Source organism: Ensifer adhaerens, assembly GCF_028993555.1.
GTDB lineage: Bacteria > Pseudomonadota > Alphaproteobacteria > Rhizobiales > Rhizobiaceae > Ensifer > Ensifer adhaerens_I.
In genome coordinates, this window is the sequence record NZ_CP118610.1 from 4,036,191 (window position 1) to 4,051,193 (window position 15,003).

A 15,003-nucleotide genomic window follows, 5' to 3' on the forward strand; every position below is an offset into this window, starting at 1 on the left:
ATCCGGCCCTGATCGCTAGGAACGGAACGGAATGACCGACAACAACGACGACAAGACAGGCAGCGCAGCAGGCAAGAAGACGCTGACCCTGAAGCCCCACGGGGTTTCGCAGGGGACCGTGCGTCAGGACATGGGCCGTGGCCGCACCAAGGCGGTCGTGGTCGAAACCAAGAAACGCCCCTTCCATCGCCCCAAGGACGAGCGTCCGATCACGCCGGTTGCCGCGGCTCCCGCCGCCCGCCCGGTCGAGCAGCGCCCGGCTCAGCCGCAGCCTTCCGGCCGCGCGGCCCCGCAGTCGCAGCAGCACTCGACCCGCCAGGAAGCCAACCAGGCCAACCGTCCGCGTGTCGGTGTCGTTCTGAACCAGCTTTCCGCCGGTGAGATCGATGCGCGCCGCCGTGCTCTGGCCGAAGCGCAGATCCGGGATGCCGAAGAAGCGGTCATCCGCGCCGAGAACGAAGCACGCCGCAAGCGCGAGGAAGAAGCCCGTCTCCAGCAGGAGAAGGAAGAAGCCGCACGCCGTGCCGCCGAAGAAGCAGCCCGCGCGGCTGTCGAGCCCGAAGTCAAGGTCGAAGAAGTTGTCGAAGAGCGCCCCGTGGCTGCTCGCGCCCCTGCTTCCCCCGAGCGTCGCGCCGACAATCGCCCGCAGGCCCCGCGGCCTGCCGCCCCGGCAGCTGGACTTCCGACCCCCGCTCCGGCCGGCGCTCTGCGCGGCCGCAAGGTCGACAATGAAAAGGATGACGATCGTGGTCCGCGTCCCGGCGCAGGTCCGGCGCGTGGCAAGGTCGTGCGTCCCGAGCCCGCCAAGGTTCCAGCCCGCCCGAAGGCTGACGACGGTCGCCGCCAGGGCAAGCTGACGCTGACCGCTGCCGTCGACGAGGATGGCGGCCAGCGCAACCGCTCGCTGTCGGCCATGCGTCGCCGCCAGGAGAAGTTCAAGCGCAGCCAGATGCAGGAAACCCGCGAGAAGATCTCGCGCGAAGTCATCCTGCCTGAGACCATCACCATTCAGGAACTGTCTCAGCGCATGTCCGAGCGCGCCGTCGACGTCATCAAGTACCTGATGAAGGAAGGCCAGATGATGAAGCCGGGCGATCTGATCGACGCCGACATGGCTGAACTCATCGCCGGCGAATTCGGCCACACGGTCAAGCGCGTTTCGGAATCCGACGTCGAAGAGGGCATCTTCAACGTCACCGATTCCGACGAGGAACTGCTGCCGCGTCCGCCGATCGTCACGATCATGGGTCACGTCGACCACGGCAAGACGTCGCTGCTCGATGCGATCCGCCACGCCAACGTGGTGGCCGGCGAAGCCGGTGGCATCACCCAGCACATCGGCGCCTATCAGGTCGAGCAGAACGGCAACAAGATCACCTTCATCGACACCCCCGGCCACGCGGCGTTCACCGCCATGCGTGCCCGCGGCGCCCAGGCGACCGACATCGCGATCCTGGTGGTTGCGGCCGACGACAGCGTGATGCCGCAGACGATTGAGTCGATCAACCACGCCAAGGCGGCCGGTGTTCCGATCATCGTGGCGATCAACAAGGTCGACAAGCCGACGGCGAACCCGCAGAAGGTTCGCACCGAGCTGCTGCAGCACGAAGTCTTCGTCGAATCCATGGGTGGTGAAGTTCTCGACGTGGAAGTGTCGGCGAAGAACGGCACCAATCTCGACAAGCTGCTGGAAGCGATCCTGCTGCAGTCCGAAATCCTCGACCTGCGCGCCAATCCGAACCGGACGGCCGAAGGTACGGTGGTCGAAGCCGAGCTTGACCGTGGTCGCGGTGCGGTTGCGACCGTCCTCGTCCAGAAGGGCACGCTGCGTCCGGGCCAGATCATCGTCGCCGGTGATCAGTGGGGCCGTGTGCGCGCGCTCGTCAACGACAAGGGTGAACACGTCAAGGAAGCTGGCCCGTCGATGCCGGTCGAGGTTCTCGGCCTTTCGGGAACGCCGGCAGCTGGTGACAAGTTCGCCGTCGTCGAGAACGAGAGCCGTGCCCGCGAGATCTCCGAGTACCGCCAGCGTCTCGCCCGCGAGAAGCAGGTTGCCCGTCAGTCCGGCTCGCGCGGCTCGCTCGAGCAGATGATGACCCAGCTCCAGACCTCCGGTCTCAAGGAGTTCCCGCTGGTCATCAAGGGCGACGTGCAGGGTTCGATCGAAGCGATCGCCGGTGCTCTCGACAAGCTCGGAACCGACGAAGTGCGTGCACGCATTGTGCATTCGGGTGCCGGCGGTATCACCGAGTCCGACATCTCGCTCGCCGAGGCGTCGAACGCCGCGATCATCGGCTTCAACGTCCGCGCCAATTCGCAGGCCCGTTCGGCGGCCGAGCGTGCCGGCATCGAGATCCGCTACTACAACATCATCTACGATCTGGTGGATGACGTGAAGGCGGCGATGTCGGGCCTGCTCTCGCCGGAGCGTCGCGAAACCTTCCTCGGCAACGCCGAGATCCTGGAGGTGTTCAACATCACCAAGGTGGGCAAGGTTGCGGGTTGCCGCGTCACCGAAGGCAAGGTCGAGCGTGGCGTCGGCGTCCGTCTGGTTCGCGACAACGTCGTTATCCACGAAGGCAAGCTCAAGACCCTCAAGCGCTTCAAGGACGAAGTCTCGGAAGTCAACGTCGGTCAGGAATGCGGCATGGCCTTCGAGAACTACGAAGACATCCGCGCCGGCGACACGATCGAGTGCTTCCGCGTCGAGCACATCACGCGGACGCTTTAAGCTCCGTCCGATTAGAGATCATGCGGGCGCCGGGTTATCCTTCGGCGCTCGCATTTTTTTGAGGTACCGTCCATGAGCAAAGCCACATCCTCTGCCCCCTCCCAACGCATGCTGCGCGTCGGTGAACAGGTGCGTGCCGCCATTACCCAGGTTCTGCAGCGTGGCGAAGTCCGCGATCCGGTGATCGAGAAGACCGTCATCGCGATCTCGGAAGTGCGCATGTCGCCTGACCTCAAGATCGCCACCGCCTACGTGACCCCGCTCGGCGTGCCCAATCATGCCGAGGTCATCGAGGCGTTGAACCGCAATGCCAAGTACCTGCGCGGCCGCCTTGGCCCGCACCTCAGGCAGATGAAGTACATGCCCGAGGTTCGTTTCCGTGATGATACGAGCTTCGACAACTACAAGAAGATCGATGAGTTGCTGCGCTCTCCGGAAGTCAGCCGCGACCTCGACCAGACCAGCGAAGACGAAGAATAGTAGATTTCATGTCCAAACCGCGTAAGCCCAAGGGCCGCCCGATCTCGGGCTGGCTGATCCTCGACAAGCCGCTCGACTTCGGCTCCACCGAAGCCGTTTCGAAGATCAAGTGGCTGTTCAAGGCCCAGAAGGCCGGCCATGCCGGCACCCTCGACCCGCTCGCCTCCGGCATGCTGCCGATTGCGCTCGGCGACGCGACGAAGACAGTTCCCTACGTGATGGATGGTCGCAAGATCTACGAATTCACCGTCGCCTGGGGCGAAGAACGCTCGACCGACGATCTCGAAGGCGAAGTCACGCATTCCTCGGCGGAGCGACCGAACGAAGAGGCGATCCGCGCGCTGCTGCCGAAATATACCGGCGTCATCAGCCAGGTGCCGCCGCAGTTCTCGGCGATCAAGATCGACGGCGAGCGCGCCTATGATCTCGCCCGCGATGGCGAAACGGTCGAGATTCCGGCCCGCGAAGTCGAGGTCCACCGGCTGACGCTGCTGGGTGCCGCTCCCAATCTTGCGCATTTCGAAATCGAGTGCGGCAAGGGCACCTATGTGCGTTCGCTCGCCCGCGATATGGGCCGCGATCTCGGCTGTTTCGGCCACATCGCTTCGCTGCGCCGCACCTTTGTCGCGCCGTTTGGCGAAGAGGACATGGTGCCGCTCGCCGATCTGGTGGCGCTGGAGAAAATCGAGAGCGACGAAGAACGCCTGGCGGCCCTCGACGCCTATCTGATCGAGACCGGCGAAGCGCTTTCCAACCTTCCGCATGTCGCCGTCAACGATGACCAGGCGCACCGCCTGAGAATGGGCAACCCGATCATTCTGCGCGGCCGCGATGCGCCGCTTGCGACGCCTGAAGCCTATGCAACGGCACGCGGCAAGCTGGTCGCCATCGGCGAGATCGCCGAGGGTGAGTTCCGTCCGAAGCGTGTTTTCGCCACCGGCTAAGCGCCCGGAAGCGTTTGCCTTTGTACCATCCTTGACGCATGATCCCCGGCATGGGCTTCCTATCCATCCGAGGTGATTCCGTTTCCGTTCCGCGCTCCGGAGCCGATTGGCGATCGTACCGTCTCCTCAGGCGCGCGCCGAAAGCAGCTGCGCGCCGGTGCGGAACGAAGAAGGGCGACTGAGGTGACGAGCGTGCTCGACGAAGGAAAGCGGAAGGCTGCCAACGGTGTGGCGACGGTCGTCGATCTGGTTCGTCATCGCCTGACCCGGCCATTCAGCTTCTATCTGACGTCGCTGCTCCTGGTGGCCATCGTCCCGGCCTTCATCTTTTCGCTCGTCGTGCTAAAGCGCAGCGTCGACCAGCAGGAACAGGTGATCACGGCGCTGCTGCAGGCTTCGACCGGCTCGGTGACGCGTATCGTCGAGCGTGACATCGAGGGCATGTTGACGACGCTCAAGGTGCTGTCGACATCGCAAGAGATCGAAGACGGCAACATGGAGGCCTTCTACCGCAGGGCCGCGACGGCGCTCGCCGAAACGGACTCCTACCTGATCGTCATCGACCGCAAGCACAATCAGCGGCTCAACACCCGCGTGCCTTTCGGCACCCAGCTCAACAAGGCCTCGGATACTGACTCCGTCGAGCGAGCCTTCACCAACAATGGCGCGCCGCTCGTTTCCAACGTCTTCTTCGGCCAGACCGCAGGAAAATGGGTCTTCAACGTCTACCTGCCGGCGAAACTGGCGACCGGTGAGGAGTATCTGCTGACGTTGACGCAAAACGCCGAGAACATGGCCAAGGCTGTCAACCGCGACACGCTCTCGCCCGGCTGGAACGCGGCACTGGTCGACGGCGCAGGCAAGGTCATCATCTCGTCGGATGCGGCCGTCAAGGCTGGGGAGCCGTTCTTCCTCGACAAGGTGCCGGCGATCAGCATCGGCGTCCGCAACATCAAGGAAAACGGCACGGAGTATCGTGTCGCAACCGAATTCTCCGTCGTTACGGGATGGCGGATCATTGCCTGGGCGCCGCGCGCGACCGTCGATGCGCCGGCCGTCTGGTCGTTCCTCTGGCTGTCGCTTGGAGGCATCCTCTTCGCGGGCATCGCGATTGCCGGCTCGCTGGCGATTGCGCGGCTGCTGTCGCAAGGCGTCAAGCTGGTGGCGCAGGACGCCCGTCGTCTCGGCGCCGGCGAGCGGATCGAATCGCGGCCGCACATGATCTCCGAGGTCGAGCAGGTTTCGGCGGCGCTGGCACGGGCAGCGGCAGCGCGCGGCAAGGCCGAAAACGAGATCCGCTTCCTCATGCGCGAGGTGGCGCATCGCTCGAAGAACCAGCTCACCGTCATCCAGTCGATGCTCAACCAGTCGGTCTATTCGGCCGAGAGCGCGTCGGATTTCGCCGACAGCTTCCGCAAGCGTATCGCCGGGTTGGCGCGCTCCACCGACCTGATGATCGCCAATGCCGCGCAAGGGGTCGATTTCCGTGAGCTCGCCCAGAACCAGTTGCAGCCGTTTACCCCTGACGATCCGAAGCGCGTGATCCTGTCCGGCCCGGCCCTGAGGCTCGACACGCAGATCGCCCAGACCCTCGGCATGGCCCTGCACGAGCTTGCGACCAACGCCACCAAATACGGTGCGCTTGCCAACACCACCGGGGTCGTCAAGCTGAGCTGGTCGCTGGAGGATGAGGGCATTGCCATTCGCTGGCGGGAGGAGGGCGCAGATCTCGCCGGCAAGCCGACCGACCCGATCCGCAAGGGCTTCGGGACGCTTGTGCTGGAGCGCATGCTCGGCATGGCGCTGAACGCTGCGCTGGAGCGGGTGATGCATGCCGATGGCATCGAGTGGCGGATCACCATTCCCCGCGATGCGAAGGAAGAAGGGGCATGAAGGCGAACAGGAGGAGGGCGTCTGTGATGAAACGGTCTTTCGGTCGCCTGTCCGTGATGGTCGTGATCCCGGTGCTCGTCCTGTCGAGCGAACCGGCGCGCGGCGCCGAGATTGCGTGCACCGTTGCGGATCCGACCGGGACGCCGCTCAACATCCGCGACGCGCCGAACGGTCGGGTCGTGATGACCTTGTCGAACGGGGCGAAGGTGAAAGCGGCGGGAGAGCGCGACCACAAGGGCAAGCGCTGGTCTTTGGTCGCCAATGAAACCGGCGCGCTTGGCTGGGCTTTTTCCGCCTATCTCGACTGCGTTTCCGTCAATCGCGACCAGCAGAAATCGGCGCCGATGCGACCGCGCCCGACAAGCAATTGATGCGCTCTGCCGGCCTTCCGGGGCGTCGGTCCATGACCCTTTCCTTTTTCATCCAATTCGTTTATAGGCACGCCAGCAAAAGGCGCATGCCCGTTGCATTCACGGCCGCAGCTGGACGACATCCCGGCTGACGGCGTCCCTAAATCCTCGAAATCGAAAGGATCATCCGATGTCGATTGCTGCAGAGCGTAAGGCTCAGCTCATCAAGGAATTTGCAACCGTTGAAGGCGACACCGGTTCTCCGGAAGTCCAGGTTGCTATCCTGACGGAACGGATCAACAACCTGACCGAACACTTCAAGGGCCACAAGAAGGATAACCATTCCCGCCGTGGTCTGCTCGCAATGGTTTCCAGCCGTCGTTCGCTCCTCGACTATCTGAAGAAGAAAGACGAAGCGCGCTACACCAAGCTGATCGGTGCCCTGGGCATCCGTCGCTAAGCGACTTATCCGGCGGGTCATTGCGGCCCGCCGGCTTTTTTATGGAGCGCTGGGCGCTCAGGAAATGATCTCTCCGGCCGCTTGGAAAGCGTGGCCCAGGAGAGAATCCAGCGAACCGGATGGGCCGGTATCGCGGATCAACCGATGGCCCGTCATGGGGCAGGATTGCAGGATGCTTCGGCCCTGCTTGCCGGAAACCGCACAGTGTTGGTTCTGGCAAAGCGGAGACAGCCGATTTCAAGCGTGAAGCCTCCCGTTGTCTTGCCCGTGATGCGCCATTTCATGCGGCCCTTCGACCACCCGCGCTGCAACAGCCGCGGAACGGTCCGCCGCACACGAAGGACAGAACATGTTCGATACCCACAAGGTTGAAATCGAATGGGCTGGGCGTCCGCTCAAGCTCGAAACCGGCAAGGTCGCCCGCCAGGCTGACGGCGCCGTTCTCGCCACCTACGGCGAAACCGTCGTTCTCGCCACCGTCGTTTCGGCCAAGGCGCCGAAGCCGGGCCAGGACTTCTTCCCGTTGACCGTCAACTACCAGGAAAAGACCTACGCCGCCGGCAAGATCCCGGGTGGCTACTTCAAGCGCGAAGGCCGTCCGAGCGAAAACGAAACGCTGGTTTCGCGCCTGATCGACCGCCCGATCCGCCCGCTTTTCCCCGAGGGCTACAAGAACGACACCCAGGTCGTCGTCACGGTCATGCAGCATGACCTCGAAAACAACCCCGACGTCCTGTCGATGGTTGCCGCTTCTGCAGCGCTGACGCTGTCGGGTGTCCCGTTCATGGGCCCGATCGGCGGCGCGCGCGTCGGCTACATCAACGGCCAGTACGTGCTGAACCCGCATCTCGACGAGATGGACGAATCGACCCTCGACCTCGTTGTCGCCGGCACCCAGGAAGCGGTGCTGATGGTCGAATCCGAAGCCAAGGAACTGGCTGAAGACGTCATGCTCGGCGCCGTCGTATTCGGCCAGAAGGGTTTCCAGCCGGTCATCGACGCGATCATCAAGCTGGCTGAAGTTGCCGCCAAGGAGCCGCGCGACTTCCAGCCGGAAGATCATTCCGCGCTCGAAGCCGAAATGCTCGGCATGGCCGAAGCCGAACTGCGCGACGCCTACAAGATCACCGAGAAGGCTGCCCGCTATGCTGCCGTAGACGCCGTCAAGGCAAAGGTGAAGGCACACTTCTTCCCGGAAGGCGCCGAGCCGAAGCACACCGCCGAAGTCATCGGCGCCGTCTTCAAGCACCTGCAGGCCAAGATCGTTCGCTGGAACATCCTCGACACCAAGAGCCGCATCGACGGCCGCGATCTGGAAACCGTTCGCGCGATCGTTTCGGAAGTCGGCCTTCTGCCGCGCACCCACGGCTCGGCGCTGTTCACCCGCGGTGAAACGCAGGCGATCGTCGTTGCCACGCTCGGCACCGGCGAAGACGAACAGTACGTCGACAGCCTGACCGGCATGTACAAAGAACGCTTCATGCTGCACTACAACTTCCCGCCCTACTCGGTCGGCGAAACCGGCCGTATGGGCTCCCCGGGCCGCCGCGAAATCGGTCACGGCAAGCTCGCCTGGCGCGCTATCCGCCCGATGCTGCCGGAAGCCGAGCAGTTCCCCTACACGCTGCGCGTCGTATCCGAGATCACCGAATCCAACGGCTCCTCGTCGATGGCCACCGTCTGCGGCACCTCGCTCGCTCTGATGGACGCCGGCGTTCCGCTGGCAAAGCCGGTTGCCGGTATCGCCATGGGCCTGATCAAGGAAGATGAGCGCTTCGCCGTTCTCTCCGACATCCTCGGCGACGAAGACCACCTCGGCGACATGGACTTCAAGGTTGCCGGTACCGACGCCGGTATTACCTCGCTCCAGATGGACATCAAGATCGAGGGCATCACCGAAGAGATCATGGGCATTGCGCTCAACCAGGCCAAGGGCGGCCGTCTCCACATCCTCGGCGAAATGGCCAAGGCCATCTCCGAAAGCCGTGGCCAGCTCGGCGAGTTCGCACCGCGCATCGAAGTCATGAACATTCCGGTCGACAAGATCCGTGAAGTCATCGGCTCGGGCGGCAAGGTCATCCGCGAAATCGTCGAGAAGACCGGCGCCAAGATCAACATCGAAGACGACGGCACCGTGAAGATCGCCTCCTCGTCCGGCAAGGAAATCGAAGCGGCCCGCAAGTGGATCCATTCGATCGTCGCCGAGCCGGAAGTCGGCCAGATCTACGAAGGCACCGTTGTGAAGACCGCCGACTTCGGCGCCTTCGTCAACTTCTTCGGCGCCCGCGACGGCCTCGTCCACATCTCGCAGCTCGCTTCCGAGCGCGTCGCCAAGACGACCGACGTCGTCAAGGAGGGCGACAAGGTCTGGGTCAAGCTCATGGGCTTCGACGAGCGCGGCAAGGTTCGCCTGTCGATGAAGGTCGTCGACCAGGCCACCGGCAAGGAAGTCGTTGCCGAAAAGTCTGAAAAGAAGGGCGACGGCGAAGCCGCCGAATAAGCGGGCTTCACCCGAATGCATTCGGGGCGCGGAGCGGATCGCTCCGCGCCCCTTTCTCGTAGGAAGATGACGGATAGACCGATGAGCCGAGATGCGTTGAAGACCCTGTTTTACCCGTTCGATAGCGGCGTGATCGATCCGCCGGGCGAGGGCGAGCGTGTGCTCTTCCTCGGCGCTGAGGCGGGCTACAGGCTGCCGCAGGGCTTCGAAGCCTCCATCGCGGCGGTTCAGCCGCTCCGGCCGCTCTATCGCGCCCTGGAGGCTGTACGTGCCGATGTAGCGCCTGAGGTCACTGGTGAAGACTACGATGTCACGCTGGTGCTGGCAGGCAAGCACAAGGGCGAGAACGAGGACCGCATTGCCGAGGCGTTGAAGCGCACCCGCGAAGGCGGCCTGATCGTCGTTGCCGGCGGCAAGGAAGATGGCATCCAGTCGCTGAAGAAGCGCATCGCCAAGTTCGAATGGGAGGGTGACCATCTGCCGAAGTATCACGGCGTCGCCTTCTGGTTCACCCGCCCCGAAGATGTCACCGACGCCGTGCGCAAGCTCGCCAAGGTCCCGGTGCGCGTCGATGGCCTGTTCGAGGCGTCGCCCGGTATGTTCTCGCACGACCGTGTCGATGCGGGCTCCGAGTTGCTCGCCTCCCGTCTGCCAAGCGACTTTCATGGCCACGCCGCCGATTTCGGCGCCGGCTGGGGCTATCTCGCGGCGAAGCTGGCCGAAGCCGCGCCGGGCACCAAGGGCATCGACCTGTTCGAGGCCGATCACGAGGCGCTTGAGGCTGCCCGCGTCAACATGATGGCGAACGCGCCGCGTATGCCGGCACGGTTCTACTGGTTCGACCTCACCAGCGAAGAGCCGCGCGACAAATACGATCTTATCGTCATGAACCCGCCTTTCCACGAGAGCCACGCCGCCGAGCCGGCGCTTGGTAGTGCCCTCATCAAGACGGCGCTGAAGGCACTGAAGCAGGGCGGAAAGTTGATGCTGGTCGCCAACCGCGGCCTGCCCTACGAACAGGTGCTGGCCGAGAATTCCAAGGAATACGGTGAAACCTGCCGCAACGCCCGCTTCAAGGTGCTCTGGGCGAAGCGCTGAAGACCATCGAGGATTAAGCAAGAAGCCGGGCCGATCGCCCGGCTTCTCGCGTTCCGGGCCTATCGTTCCGGCCATGGGCAGCGACAGTTTGCCTGTTGCCATCGCCCCTGTACGGGTTCACCATGACGCCGTCGGTATTTCTCGTCGGAGGATGAGTGCCATGACGTGGGGAGTAAGCAGGCCGCCTTTGACCGAGGACGCGGCTGAGGCCGTCGCCAAGGACATCAAGCATGCCGAGGGACACGGAGCGACCTCCGAGGTACCCATGTCGTTCCTGAAGAGCCTCTATCACCTGCCGCTGGAGCCGGGGCGGCGCACGCATACGGGTTTCATTGTGCTGGCGATCGTCGTCGCCGTGTTCGCACTGTTTCTCTTTCCCTGAGCGGATCATGAACGACAAAGCCCGCCGATCGAGGCCGATCCGCGGGCTTTGTTTTGCTTTCAGGCACGCTGACGCGTTACTCGGCGTCGGCCGTCCGTAGCGTGTCGAGCGCCGGCATCGAGGTGATGTTGTAGCCGGAATCGACGTAGTGGATCTCGCCGGTGACGCCGCGCGAAAGATCGGAGAGCAGGTAGAGGGCCGAGCCACCCACGTCGTCGATGGTAACCGTGCGCCGAAGCGGCGAATTCTTCTGCTGCCAGGAGAGCATCGCCCGGGCATCGGAGATGCCGGCGCCGGCAAGGGTGCGGATCGGGCCGGCCGATATCGCGTTGACGCGGATGCCGCGCGCGCCGTAGTCGGCCGCGAGGTAACGAACAGAAGCCTCGAGCGCGGCCTTGGCAACGCCCATGACGTTGTAGTTCGGCATGACGCGCATCGAGCCGCCATAGGTCAGCGTCAGCATCGAGCCGCCGTCATTCATCAGTTCGGCAGCGCGCTTGGCGATCTCCGTGAAGGAGAAGCAGGAGATCACCATCGTGCGGCTGAAATTGTCGCGCGAGGTGTCGGCATAGAGGCCCTTCAGCTCATTCTTGTCCGAGAAGCCGATGGCATGCACGATGAAATCGAGATTGCCCCAGCGTTCCTTGATCGCATCGATGACGGCATCGACGGACGCAATGTCTTCGACATCGCAAGGCAGCAGGAAGTCCGAGCCGAGCTCGGCGGCGAGCGGCTTGACGCGCTTGCCCAGCGCCTCGCCCTGGTAGGTGAAGGCGAGTTCCGCCCCTTGCGCTGCAAGCGCCTTGGAAATGCCCCAGGCAATAGAGTGGCTGTTGGCCACACCCATGATGAGGCCACGCTTTCCCGTCATCAGTCCCGTCATGGTGTTATCCGTTGTAGCGCTGGAAGACGAGCGTCGCATTGGTGCCGCCGAAGCCGAAGGAGTTCGACAGAACCGTATCGATCTTGGCGTTGTCGATGCGTTTGCGAACGATCGGAACGCCGTCGAATTCCGGGTCGAGTTCGCTGATATGCGCGCTTTCGCCGATGAAGCCGGCCTGCATCATCAGGAGGCCGTAGATCGATTCCTGCACGCCGGCTGCACCCAGCGAGTGGCCGGTCAGCGACTTGGTCGACTGGATGTGCGGCATCTTGTTGCCGAACACTTCGCGGATCGCGCCGATTTCCTTGCTGTCGCCAACCGGCGTCGAGGTTCCGTGGGTGTTGATGTAGTCGACATCGCCCTTCACCGTCGAAAGCGCCTGACGCATGCAGCGGATCGCGCCTTCGCCCGAGGGAGCCACCATGTCGTAGCCGTCGGAGGTCGCGCCGTAGCCGACGATTTCGGCGTAGATCTTGGCGCCGCGGGCCTTGGCGTGCTCCAGTTCTTCGAGAACGAGAACGCCTGCGCCGCCGGCAATGACGAAGCCGTCGCGGTTGACGTCATAGGCACGGGACGCAGTCGCCGGCGTCTCGTTGTATTTCGAGGACATGGCGCCCATGGCGTCGAAGAGGTTGGACATGGTCCAGTCGAGATCTTCGTGGCCGCCGGCAAACATCACGTCCTGCTTGCCCCACTGGATCAGCTCGGCGGCGTTGCCGATGCAGTGCGCCGAGGTCGAGCAGGCCGAAGAGATAGAGTAGTTGACGCCGTGAATCTGGAACCAGGTGGCAAGCGTCGCCGATGCCGTGGACGACATCGCCTTCGGAACGGCGAACGGGCCGATGCGCTTCGGGCTCACATTCTTGCGGGTGATGTCGGCAGCTTCGACGATCGTGCGGGTGGACGGACCGCCCGAGCCCATGATGATGCCGGTGCGCTCGTTGCGGGCAACGACGGACTCTTCGAGACCGGAGTCGGCGATCGCCTGTTTCATCGCCACGTGGTTCCACGCGCCGCCCTGTGACAGGAAGCGCATGGCGCGGCGGTCGACGAGCTCGGTCGGATCGAGCGACGGGGCGCCCCAGACCTGGCACTTGAAGCCGTTCTCCGCGAAATCGGGAGAAAACGTGATGCCCGACTTTGCATCGCGCAGCGACGCCGTGACTTCGTCCGCATTGTTTCCGATCGAGGAAACGATGCCGAGGCCCGTGACAACAACCCGTCTCATGATACTGACCTTTTCTTTATTTCGTTCGGTGCAGGCAGGCCTGGACTTTACTCGGCCTTATCCTTGGACAGACCGACGCGCAGGTCGGTTGCCTGATAGATAGTCTCGCCATCGGCCTTCAGCCAGCCGTCGGCGGTGCCAAGCACGAGCCGGCCGCGCATGACGCGCTTGAAGTCGATGCCGTATTCGAGAAGCTTGGTGTGGGGACGAACCATGCCCTTGAACTTCACTTCACCGGTGGACAGCGCCATGCCGCGGCCCGGCTCGCCGAGCCAGCCGAGGTAGAAGCCGGTCAATTGCCACATGCCGTCGAGGCCGAGGCAGCCCGGCATGATCGGATTGCCCTGGAAGTGGCAGGGAAAATACCAGTCGTCGGGGCGCACGTCGTATTCGGCGCGCAGGTAACCCTTGTCAAAGGCGCCGCCCGTTTCGGAAATCTCGGTGATGCGATGAACCATCAGCATCGGCGGCAGCGGCAGCTGCGCGTTGCCAGGGCCAAACAACTCGCCACGGCCGCAGGCCAGGATTTCCTCGTAGCTGAAGCTGGATTGTCTGGTGGTCATGAATGGATGCTTCCCCGAATGACTTAACGTGTTGTCCGATCTGCTTTAGAGCAAGTTCGGCTTGAAATGAAGCGTGGAGAACCCGGACCTTCTCGTTTCCGGTCAGGTCACCGTCGCTTCAGATGGCATTTTCGTTCCGCCGTCGCTTACAGGATCAATGTGGGCGCGACCAGAGTTAATTGCCAGCCTTCCCCGAGTTTGACCGGTTTTTCGAGCTTTGCAACGCATGTTTGACCGAGAATCTATTGAAAGCGCGGGGCGCAAAAGTTATATCGCAACGGAAGTATTGTGAATTTCGCCGGGATACATGGAACGACCCTTGATGACGAAAGCAACAGAAGTGAGTTCGGAAGAAAGGCTGCGCCATTCAGGCCTGCGTCCGACCCGTCAGCGCGTTGCCCTCGCCGATCTGATCTTTGCCAAGGGTGACCGTCACCTGACCGTCGAGGAACTGCACGAGGAGGCTGTCATGGCCGGGGTGCCCGTTTCGCTCGCAACCGTCTACAATACGCTGCACCAGTTCACCGAGGCCGGCATGATCCGCGTCCTGGCGGTGGAAAGCGCCAAGACCTATTTCGACACCAACGTGTCGGATCACCATCATTTCTTCGTCGAGGGCCAGAACGAGGTTCTCGATATCCCCGTCAGCAACATCCAGATCGACAATCTTCCTGAGCCGCCCGAGGGCATGGAGATTGCGCATGTCGACGTGGTGATCCGCCTGCGCCGCAAGAACGGCCGCTGATCCGACCGAGAGTCGATCATCAAGAAAAATTGATTGCAGAGCTTGCGTCTGTCGGCGTGTGAGCTTTCACATCACGTCGTCGGGATTGCGACCCGGCAACGCCTTGCCCGTCGGCAGGGTCCAGCCAAACTTGAGCGCGCCGCCGCGCACGGCAAAGGCCGAGAGAACACCCAGTGTCGACGCTGCCACAAGCGGCAGGCCCGCGACCGTTGCAAGCACGAAGGCGCCGGCGCCGACGAGCGCCGCCGTAACGTAGATTTCCGGCCTCAGAAGCACCGAAGGCTCGCCGGCGAGCATATCGCGCAAGACCCCGCCGAAGGTGGCGGTCAGCATGCCGGTGACGAGCGCCACCGTCGCCGAGCCGGTGGCAGCATACCCCTTGGCGGCGCCCATGACGCTGTAGGCCGAGAGCCCGATCGCATCCAGCCAGACCAGCATCCGGTAGCGAGAATCGAAGAGATGGGCGGTGAAGAACAGGACGATCGCGACCGTGGCGCAGACGAGTAGGTAGGTCGGGTTGGTGACCCAGAAGACCGGCGTGGCGCCGAGCACGACATCGCGCATCGTTCCGCCGCCGATCCCGGTGACTGAGGCAAGGAAGAGATAGCCGATAATGTCGAGCTGCTTGCGTGAGGCCGACAGTGCTCCGGTCGCTGCAAAGACGGCCACACCGGCATAGTCGAGGATTTCGAGGATCGGCATGGGCGCTCCGGGCAAGATTCGGCGGTTTGCTTTGAAGCTGGGCC

The 15,003-nt window shown here is 63.2% G+C and carries 14 protein-coding genes; 10 read left to right on the forward strand and 4 right to left on the reverse strand.

Annotated features, from left to right (window positions below):
• Window positions 1–31: 31 nt before the first annotated feature.
• The 9 genes from infB to PWG15_RS19470 all read left to right on the forward strand — a co-directional run bounded on the left by infB (window position 32) and on the right by PWG15_RS19470 (window position 10,838).
• Window positions 32–2,731, forward strand: coding sequence for a translation initiation factor IF-2 (infB, locus tag PWG15_RS19430; protein ID WP_275022195.1), 2,700 nt, complete (start codon window positions 32–34; stop codon window positions 2,729–2,731).
• 72 nt (window positions 2,732–2,803) lie between these two features.
• Window positions 2,804–3,211, forward strand: coding sequence for a 30S ribosome-binding factor RbfA (rbfA, locus tag PWG15_RS19435; protein ID WP_275022196.1), 408 nt, complete (start codon window positions 2,804–2,806; stop codon window positions 3,209–3,211).
• An 8-nt stretch (window positions 3,212–3,219) separates the two neighbouring features.
• A complete protein-coding gene (gene truB, locus PWG15_RS19440; RefSeq protein WP_275022198.1) occupies window positions 3,220–4,155 on the forward strand; it encodes a tRNA pseudouridine(55) synthase TruB in 936 nt (311 codons plus the stop codon).
• A 183-nt stretch (window positions 4,156–4,338) separates the two neighbouring features.
• Window positions 4,339–6,048, forward strand: coding sequence for a sensor histidine kinase (locus PWG15_RS19445; RefSeq protein WP_425536717.1), 1,710 nt, complete (start codon window positions 4,339–4,341; stop codon window positions 6,046–6,048).
• A gap of 26 nt (window positions 6,049–6,074) precedes the next feature.
• Window positions 6,075–6,419 (forward strand): SH3 domain-containing protein, encoded by a 345-nt coding sequence (locus PWG15_RS19450; RefSeq protein ID WP_275022200.1) that lies wholly within the window; start codon window positions 6,075–6,077, stop codon window positions 6,417–6,419.
• Window positions 6,420–6,588: 169 nt separating this feature from the next.
• A complete protein-coding gene (gene rpsO / locus PWG15_RS19455) occupies window positions 6,589–6,858 on the forward strand; it encodes a 30S ribosomal protein S15 (protein ID WP_029742369.1) in 270 nt (89 codons plus the stop codon).
• Window positions 6,859–7,207: 349 nt separating this feature from the next.
• A complete protein-coding gene (gene pnp / locus PWG15_RS19460; protein WP_275022202.1) occupies window positions 7,208–9,358 on the forward strand; it encodes a polyribonucleotide nucleotidyltransferase in 2,151 nt (716 codons plus the stop codon).
• An 81-nt stretch (window positions 9,359–9,439) separates the two neighbouring features.
• Window positions 9,440–10,456 carry a class I SAM-dependent methyltransferase gene (locus PWG15_RS19465; protein WP_275022204.1) on the forward strand — a complete coding sequence of 339 codons (1,017 nt, stop codon included), beginning with the start codon at window positions 9,440–9,442 and terminating at the stop codon, window positions 10,454–10,456.
• Between the two features lie 160 nt (window positions 10,457–10,616).
• Window positions 10,617–10,838, forward strand: coding sequence for a hypothetical protein (locus tag PWG15_RS19470; RefSeq protein WP_275022206.1), 222 nt, complete (start codon window positions 10,617–10,619; stop codon window positions 10,836–10,838).
• Window positions 10,839–10,914: 76 nt separating this feature from the next.
• Here PWG15_RS19470 and fabI read toward each other — a convergent pair whose 3' ends face one another.
• From fabI to fabA, 3 genes are read right to left on the reverse strand one after another with little or no spacing between them, the layout of a single operon-like run.
• Entirely contained in the window at window positions 10,915–11,721 is an 807-nt protein-coding gene (gene fabI / locus PWG15_RS19475; protein WP_275022208.1) for an enoyl-ACP reductase FabI, read from the reverse strand.
• A gap of 4 nt (window positions 11,722–11,725) precedes the next feature.
• Window positions 11,726–12,949 (reverse strand): beta-ketoacyl-ACP synthase I, encoded by a 1,224-nt coding sequence (gene fabB, locus PWG15_RS19480; RefSeq protein ID WP_275022209.1) that lies wholly within the window; start codon window positions 12,947–12,949, stop codon window positions 11,726–11,728.
• 47 nt (window positions 12,950–12,996) lie between these two features.
• Window positions 12,997–13,512 carry a 3-hydroxyacyl-[acyl-carrier-protein] dehydratase FabA gene (gene fabA, locus PWG15_RS19485; RefSeq protein ID WP_029742379.1) on the reverse strand — a complete coding sequence of 172 codons (516 nt, stop codon included), beginning with the start codon at window positions 13,510–13,512 and terminating at the stop codon, window positions 12,997–12,999.
• Window positions 13,513–13,834: 322 nt separating this feature from the next.
• Between fabA and irrA the strand changes: the two genes are divergently transcribed.
• Window positions 13,835–14,257, forward strand: coding sequence for an iron response transcriptional regulator IrrA (gene irrA / locus PWG15_RS19490; RefSeq protein ID WP_057247827.1), 423 nt, complete (start codon window positions 13,835–13,837; stop codon window positions 14,255–14,257).
• A gap of 66 nt (window positions 14,258–14,323) precedes the next feature.
• Here irrA and PWG15_RS19495 read toward each other — a convergent pair whose 3' ends face one another.
• The gene (locus PWG15_RS19495; RefSeq protein ID WP_275022210.1) at window positions 14,324–14,959 is read right to left on the reverse strand and encodes a trimeric intracellular cation channel family protein; all 636 of its coding nucleotides are present in this window, start codon (window positions 14,957–14,959) and stop codon (window positions 14,324–14,326) included.
• Window positions 14,960–15,003 lie beyond the last annotated feature (44 nt).